The following is a 2367-nucleotide window of genomic DNA, read 5'->3' on the forward strand; positions in this document are numbered from 1 at the left end:
TGCTCCTGCTGCTAATGAGATGTTTCAGTTCACAGCGTATTCCGTCGTCTATCCTATGTATTCAGATAGCGACAACTCTTTTCGAGTTGGGTTTCCCCATTCGGAAATCTCTGGGTCATAGCGTACTTACCGCTCACCAAAGCTTATCGTAGTTAGTCACGTCCTTCATCGGCTCCTAGTGCCAAGGCATCCACCACGCGCCCTTATTAACTTAACCTATACAACTTGCGTTGCGGTTTCGTTTTATGAGTTGGTCATTTTTCAGACCTGCGATTAAACCGTTCTTTTTAAAGAACTTCTTTTTGTGTTGTTTCTCGGTTCAATTTAGAATAATGTTTCCATTACTTTTAAAAGAATTTGTTACTATTCAGTTTTCAATGTACAACCAAGACAATCTTTCGATTGCCTATGGAGAATAGCGGGATCGAACCGCTGACCCCCTGCTTGCAAAGCAGGTGCTCTCCCAGCTGAGCTAATTCCCCATAGGATCATCTTTTGAACATGATACCTATTACAGTACCACACTCAAAACTAAACAAAACTTTGAACATTTGAACTTGCAATCTAATGCACTGTCACTTTCCGATTATCCTTAGAAAGGAGGTGATCCAGCCGCAGGTTCTCCTACGGCTACCTTGTTACGACTTCACCCCAGTCATCTGTCCTGCCTTAGACGGCTCCCTCCCGAAGGTTAGGCCACCGGCTTTGGGCATTACAAACTCCCATGGTGTGACGGGCGGTGTGTACAAGACCCGGGAACGTATTCACCGCGGCGTGCTGATCCGCGATTACTAGCGATTCCGACTTCGTGCAGTCGAGTTGCAGACTGCAGTCCGAACTGAGACGTACTTTAAGAGATTAGCTCACCTTCGCAGGTTGGCAACTCGTTGTATACGCCATTGTAGCACGTGTGTAGCCCAGGTCATAAGGGGCATGATGATCTGACGTCGTCCCCGCCTTCCTCCGGTTTGTCACCGGCAGTCTCGCTAGAGTGCCCAACTGAATGCTGGCAACTAACAATAAGGGTTGCGCTCGTTGCGGGACTTAACCCAACATCTCACGACACGAGCTGACGACGACCATGCACCACCTGTCACTTTGTCTCCGAAGAGAACACTTCTATCTCTAAAAGCTTCAAAGGATGTCAAGACCTGGTAAGGTTCTTCGCGTTGCTTCGAATTAAACCACATGCTCCACCGCTTGTGCGGGTCCCCGTCAATTCCTTTGAGTTTCAACCTTGCGGTCGTACTCCCCAGGCGGAATACTTAATGCGTTAGCTTCGGCACTAAGAGGCGGAAACCTCCTAACACCTAGTATTCATCGTTTACGGTGTGGACTACCAGGGTATCTAATCCTGTTTGCTACCCACACTTTCGAGCCTCAACGTCAGTTGTTGTCCAGTAAGCCGCCTTCGCCACTGGTGTTCTTCCATATATCTACGCATTCCACCGCTACACATGGAGTTCCACTTACCTCTACAACACTCAAGTTAACCAGTTTCCAATGCCATTCCGGAGTTGAGCTCCGGGCTTTCACATCAGACTTAATCAACCGTCTGCGCTCGCTTTACGCCCAATAAATCCGGATAACGCTCGGGACATACGTATTACCGCGGCTGCTGGCACGTATTTAGCCGTCCCTTTCTGGTATGGTACCGTCAAACTAAAATCATTCCCTATTTTAGCATTTCTTCCCATACAACAGTGCTTTACGACCCGAAAGCCTTCATCACACACGCGGCGTTGCTCCATCAGGCTTGCGCCCATTGTGGAAGATTCCCTACTGCAGCCTCCCGTAGGAGTTTGGGCCGTGTCTCAGTCCCAATGTGGCCGATCAGTCTCTCAACTCGGCTATGCATCATTGTCTTGGTAAGCCTTTACCCCACCAACTAACTAATGCACCGCGGATCCATCTCTAGGTGACGCCGTAGCGCCTTTTAACTTGATATCATGCGATACTAAGTTTTATTCGGTATTAGCATCTGTTTCCAAATGTTATCCCCAGCCTTGAGGCAGGTTATCCACGTGTTACTCACCCGTTCGCCACTCGCTTGAAAGGTGCAAGCACCTCTCGCTGCGCGTTCGACTTGCATGTATTAGGCACGCCGCCAGCGTTCATCCTGAGCCAGGATCAAACTCTCAATTTAAATGAATTTAAATTCATTGTTTGAAGATGTACTCTTCGATTAAACTGACTAATTGCTATATCTCTATAACGACTATCCGTTTATTGTTTGTTACGAATTGACTTCGCAAATTTGTTTTTGTTATTACTGCTAATAACTAGTCACAGATTCGTTTGTTCAAAGTTTTGTTCAGTTTTCAATGTGCTACTTGTTGTCGCTGAGACAACTATATTATCTTATCA

General features: G+C 46.9%; 1 tRNA gene and 2 rRNA genes (1 of these 3 running past the window's edge). All 3 read right to left on the minus strand.

Annotation, left to right across the window (positions count from 1 at the left end):
• Positions 1-217, minus strand: a 23S ribosomal RNA gene (locus C5L21_RS07950); it reaches 2695 nt to the left of the window's first position.
• 192 nt (positions 218-409) lie between these two features.
• A tRNA-Ala gene (locus C5L21_RS07955) sits at positions 410-482 on the minus strand.
• A 114-nt stretch (positions 483-596) separates the two neighbouring features.
• Positions 597-2146: ribosomal RNA gene (locus tag C5L21_RS07960) — 16S ribosomal RNA — on the minus strand.
• Together the 16S and 23S rRNA genes with 1 tRNA gene alongside form the textbook arrangement of a ribosomal RNA operon.
• Positions 2147-2367: the final 221 nt, after the last annotated feature.

The sequence above is a fragment of the Leuconostoc citreum genome (assembly GCF_004354555.1).
Classification (GTDB): domain Bacteria; phylum Bacillota; class Bacilli; order Lactobacillales; family Lactobacillaceae; genus Leuconostoc; species Leuconostoc citreum.